A 5,490-nucleotide genomic window follows, 5' to 3' on the forward strand; every position below is an offset into this window, starting at 1 on the left:
CGTGTAGGGGCAGGTGTAGGTTTTGGCTATGAAGGTGATTTTGAATTCCTTCTAAAGGAGGAGACCACTCCCGATGAGATCATCTTAAAGGGCAAGAATAAAGGACAGATACTAAAGCTTATACGTCCAAAAACCAGCTCAGAGGATTATCTTGAGGCCAGTATGAAGAGTTATGGTCAAGTCTTTGACTGGAATTTAATTGAAGAGCAGGTCAAAGACTCCTACGCAGGTAAAGTAGGTGGTAAAGATATGGTGCTGTTCTTTGATAAAAACAATACCTTTTACTACATCAATGACGAGGGCAATGAGGTGATTGTTCCCTTTATTCCTACCGATAAAGGCATCAAGTTTCAATCGCCACTCAATGGTGTTACTGAGCTCACCTACGATGCCAGTACTGCTACCCTCAATGCTGAGAATACCTCTCTATCTCTTAGAGAAGATCCCAATTACAAGTACTATGCAGAGTATCTTGGTGAGTATATCGTGAAGGATTCTAAGCATGAGTATAATGTCACCTTCGAAAAAGCAGGAAGCACTAAGTACAAAGTTACATGCCCAGATTGGAATTACTACTTCTATGCCAACTTTGATGCAAAGAATAGACGGTTCGCAGTCTATGTCCAGGAGATTGAGTCCAAGCCTGGCACTAAGCTAGCTATGTGGGATACTACAGAGGGATATCTTACATGGGGTAATGAGGAGATCGGTATGTACTCAAAGCAAATAGAGACGGCTGATGGCTCTATTGCCTATAAGTTGGTAGACAACAAGGTTTGGGGCTCATATAAGGCTGATTCCTTCTATCTGCGGGATGTTAAAGGAAAAAAATTGGACAAAACTCTCAAACCTAATAAGATTATTAGACCTATCTTTATTAAGAAGTAATGAATATGAAGAAGATAATTAATATAGCCAGTATAATTCTCTCCCTCATCGCTTTGATAGGGCTTTCTACTAGCTGTAAGAAGTCCAATGAGAGTGAGATAAATCCATTCAACCCTGCTGAGATTGATCTTCAAATAGTATCTGCCGATGTGGAGTACCAAGCCATCGGTGGAGTGGGGACAATCAAAATGAATAGCAGTGATTTCACTATCTCCTGCGAAGAGTCTTGGCTTACTGCTAAGAAGGTAGGTGATAAAATAGAAGTAACGGTCACTCCAAATGAGAGCCCAGAGCTTCGTACTGCTCTATTGCTCATTAAGGAGTTAGATGGTAAATCTGGAGTGTCTGCTACCCAAAGGGTTTCTATCAGCCAATTTGGTACGCGGAATATAATGGATGCTTCACCTATCTTTATGGCGCTTGTAGGTGGTAAAGTCTCTTATGATATTTCCCAGGTGGTAGATCCTATTACCGTTACACTACCCGATGGTGCTGATCAATGGATCAAGTATACGATCCATGACGGTATACTCGAGATAGAGGTATTACCCTCAGGTAAAGACCGTAAGGGGACCATCAATGTATCTGCAGGTGTTATGAAGTTAGCAATACCAGTAACGCAGCAATTGCAGTATGCTGATCTTATAGGTGACTACAATGCACATTATTGGTTAGAAATTGACTGGACCGAGCGAAATAAAACCTGGACCCTTAGCCCACTCGTAGAGAATGAGAGCTTTATTCTCTCAGGGTTTGGTCTTGATTTGATTGTCAATTATGACCCTGCTACACGTACTATGACTATTCCTTGTGGCACTCACGATCTAAAGACCAATCCTAGTGGCTATTTCTTGGCTGCTTGGGTCGGATTTGAGTTCGGTTCAGGTAGTCTATGGGGTCATGGTGACTTCTACTTTGAGGCACCACTCAATACGGATTCCGATACCCCTCAGTTCCATTTTGTATTCAAGACGAAGGGTAAAAAGTATACAATCAAGATTGATGGTAAGGAGACTGAGGTATTCCCTAAGGGTATGATAATATGGAGTAATGATGGTCAGCTAAAGCTTGCTGATAAAGACACTCAGCTCTTTGATCTCACCCTCACTAAGAAATAAAGGACGATCATCCTTTACTTTGTAATTGTTTGTTTAGGTACCCACCTATGGATTCGTCCGTAGGTGGGTATCATTGTTTATAGAGTTTAGTCTCTAAGTGTGGCAATTGGGATTACTTTGACACCGTCTGCTCGTGTGTAGGCAATTTCTCCGCCGGTCAATACGATCATCAGGTCGGGTAGTCTTAGTGCATTTCTACCCATTTCTTCGTTTTTGCGTTGAATCAATGATTTCAATTCAAGTAGGTGTTTAGCACCCTCATCTATATCTCTACTTCCGAGTTTACACTCAATAATTGCGTATCTACCGTCATTAAGATGCAGTACAGCATCTGCCTCTAATCCATACCGATCATGGTAGTATGAAACACGGCCACCCATAGATTGACTATAGGCTTTTAGATCCCGCATACAAAGTGCCTCAAATATAAATCCGAACGTATTCAGGTCTAGTTCGAGTGTCCTTGGAGTAGCACCAAGTGCTGCTACAACTATAGAGGGGTCGGTAAAGCATCTTTTTTGGCTAGTACGGATAGAGGAGGCAGATCTAATTGCTGGCGACCATGCGGGTATATCGTCTATGACAAATAACTTCTCTAATGCAGATATATAGCTATCAAATGTGGAGATCGACGTCCCCTCTCTCTCCACGGTTATATCCGCGAGCATAGTAGATTTTTTGGCAAGAGTACATATATTCCTTGCGTAAGACCTGAGTATGAGCCTTGCCAATGTGGCATCTCGCTGTGTGTTATCTACCCTTGAGATATCCTCCTCACAGATGATATTTAGATAGTCTGTGGCTATGAGTAGCTTTGCATTATCGCTCATATTTCTAAGGGATGCTGGCCATCCGCCTCTGCATGCCGCGAATATCAGCTCTTCAATAGAAAGTGTTGAGCGTGCCCCATCAATATCGTAGCTAGGATTATCAAACAACTCTTTTAGAGAGACCTCTCCAGAGGATTCAAGGGACTCAAATAAACTCATTGTATGCATAGGCATTTTAGATATTCTACCTGTACCGCTATGCATTATTTCATGGCTATCTACTACTGTTGAGCCAGTAAGGATGAATTGACCTGTCTTATTTCTTTCATCCACAGCGTGTCTCACCGCATCCCATAATGATGGAGCCACTTGCCACTCATCTATCAGTAGGGGAGCTTCACCATAGAGAAGAAGAGATGGTTTGGTGCGTGCTGTTTCTAGGTAGCCAACCCTTTTATCTGGGTCTTGCATCTTAATCACACTATTGGCATGCCGTATGGCAGTAGTTGTTTTTCCACACCATTTGGGCCCTAATATCTGAACTGCTCCAAATGCTTCTAATCTTAATTCTAGCTCTTTATCTGCTATTCTATCTAAGTATATTTCCTTCATAATATTGCCCTATATTTTGTAGTTGTATATTTCAATGCAAATATAGTGATTATCTATTACTTACAACTTCTGTTACGTGTTTTTGGGGCATTCCATTACGTGTTTTTGGGGTGTTTTGATACGTGTTTTTGGGGCAATCCGTTACGTGTTTTTGCGGTGGAGGGGGTAGGTAATGGGGAATAAGGGGGAGAAAATAGGTTACTTTTGGTATCTTTGTGTCTATGGATTTAGTTTGGAAATATGAGCCATTGGGGAGCGAGGAGCAGGAGATAGCTGAGGGTTTGTGCCGAGATGCTAAGCTTCTGCCTTCGACTGTGGAGGTGGTGATGAAGCGAGGCATTCGCAGTAGTGAAGAGCTCTCTAGCTACCTTAAGCCATCGCTTAGAGAGCTCCATGATCCCTTCCTGATGCCTGATATGACCAAGGCTGTTGCCCGCCTAAATAAGGCGATCGGCAATAAAGAGAAGATCATCGTTTATGGCGATTATGATGTGGATGGCATCACCGCCGTTACCCTAGTTTATAAGTATCTGCGGTATATTACCACGGCGATAGAGTATTATATTCCCGATAGATACGAGGAGGGGAGTGGCATCTCACGGCAGGCGATTGAGTATGCTCATGAAGCGGGTGTGAAGCTGATGATTGTGCTCGATTGCGGTATCAAGGCCAATGACATGGTGGCGTATGCCAAGAGCCTAGGCATTGATATCATTATCTGCGACCACCATGTCCCAGATGACGCCCTTCCCGAGGCAGTTGCCAACCTCAATCCTAAGCTCAAAGGCTCCCCCTATCCCTTCAAAGAGCTATCTGGCTGTGGGGTAGGGTACAAGCTGATGCAGGCCTTCGGATTGAGCAATGGCACCGATAGGCGCCTTCTGGATAATATGCTCGACCTTGTGGCGGTAAGTATTGCTGCCGACTTGGTGCCCCTAGTGGGGGAAAATCGGATCCTCGCCTATTATGGTCTGAAAAAGCTCAATCGCCGACCCTCTCTCGGCCTTAAGAGCATTATCAATGTGAGTGGCTTGCAGAGCAAACAGCTCGATATGAGCGATATCATCTTCAAGATTGGTCCTCGCATCAATGCCTCAGGGAGAGTGCAGAGTGGTCGAGAGTCAGTGGACCTGCTACTGGCACGCGATGCCAAGGAGGCACGCGAGATGAGCTATCATATTGATGAGTACAATAACCAGCGTCGGCTAATCGATCACTCCATCACACAGGAAGCCAATGATATTGTGGAGAGCTTCACAGATATGGAGGATCGCAAGATCATCATTGTCTACGATCCTTCGTGGCACAATGGCGTGATAGGGATAGTGGCATCGCGTCTTTCGGAGCGGTACAATCGTCCTACCATTGTCCTCACCGATACCCAAGACGATCGCATCAATGGTTCGGCCCGTAGTGTGATGGGCTACGATATCCACACCCTTTTAGAGGCCAATAAAGATATCCTTGATAACTTTGGTGGTCACCCCTTTGCAGCAGGGCTGACGATCCAAAAGAAGTACCTCCACCAATTTATCCAAAATGCTACTCATCAAGCCGATGAAGAGCTCACGATGGAAGACCTCCAGCCTCGCCATGTCATTGATTATCCGCTAGAGCTATCCGATATTACCCCCAAGCTACGTAGGCAATTGAGGAGCCTTGCCCCTTATGGGCCGGGCAATGAAAAGCCTCTCTTCATGACTCGTGGTGTGGTGAGCGTTACCCCTCCTAGATTGATGGGCTATAAAAAGAGCCACCTCAGGCTGATGATTTCCATGCCCAATGAGATGCCTATCTACCAAGCTGTTGCCTACAATCAGGCAGAGTTGCTTCCCTTGATTGCTAGCGGCCGCCCCTTTGATATCCTCTATTCGATTGAGGAATTTCAGCGGAAGGGTCGCTTCGCTGTGCAGCTCTATATCGTCGATATCCATATAGATGGTAGGGAGAAGTGCGATGAAACCTCAGCTATCCACTGACGCCAGCCCCCTTGATACCCTAAAGCAATATTGGGGCTATGACCGCTTCCGCCCGATGCAGGAAGAGGTGATCAATAGTCTCCTCGAAGGGCACGATACCCTCGCCCTGATGCCTACTGGCGG

At 44.9% G+C, this 5,490-nt stretch carries 4 protein-coding genes; 3 read left to right on the plus strand and 1 reads right to left on the minus strand.

Annotated features, from left to right (window positions below):
• Together QVO39_RS03285 and QVO39_RS03290 are read left to right on the plus strand one after the other, a co-directional pair.
• A partial coding sequence (locus QVO39_RS03285) for a DUF4302 domain-containing protein (RefSeq protein ID WP_288171714.1) occupies positions 1-888 on the plus strand: 888 nt, incomplete at its 5' end.
• A 5-nt stretch (positions 889-893) separates the two neighbouring features.
• Positions 894-2,006 carry a BACON domain-containing protein gene (locus QVO39_RS03290; protein WP_021903015.1) on the plus strand — a complete coding sequence of 371 codons (1,113 nt, stop codon included), beginning with the start codon at positions 894-896 and terminating at the stop codon, positions 2,004-2,006.
• Positions 2,007-2,092: 86 nt separating this feature from the next.
• Here the strand turns inward: QVO39_RS03290 and QVO39_RS03295 are convergent, their stop codons facing one another.
• Positions 2,093-3,388, minus strand: coding sequence for an ATP-binding protein (locus QVO39_RS03295; protein ID WP_021903016.1), 1,296 nt, complete (start codon positions 3,386-3,388; stop codon positions 2,093-2,095).
• A gap of 221 nt (positions 3,389-3,609) precedes the next feature.
• On the opposite strand from QVO39_RS03295, the gene recJ reads away from it, so the two are divergent.
• Positions 3,610-5,367 (plus strand): single-stranded-DNA-specific exonuclease RecJ, encoded by a 1,758-nt coding sequence (recJ, locus tag QVO39_RS03300; protein WP_021903017.1) that lies wholly within the window; start codon positions 3,610-3,612, stop codon positions 5,365-5,367.
• Positions 5,368-5,490 lie beyond the last annotated feature (123 nt).

Origin of the sequence: Porphyromonas sp. CAG:1061, from assembly GCF_000435035.1 — a bacterium.
Classification (GTDB): Bacteria; Bacteroidota; Bacteroidia; order Bacteroidales; family Porphyromonadaceae; genus Porphyromonas_A; species Porphyromonas_A somerae.

Bases quoted from the DNA above. Each gene is read 5' to 3' on its own strand.
- QVO39_RS03290 (WP_021903015.1), top strand. From the start codon at position 894: ATGAAGAAGATAATTAATATAGCCAGTATAATTCTCTCCCTCATCGCT.
- QVO39_RS03295 (WP_021903016.1), bottom strand. From the start codon at position 3,388: ATGAAGGAAATATACTTAGATAGAATAGCAGATAAAGAGCTAGAATTA.
- recJ (WP_021903017.1), top strand. From the start codon at position 3,610: ATGGATTTAGTTTGGAAATATGAGCCATTGGGGAGCGAGGAGCAGGAG.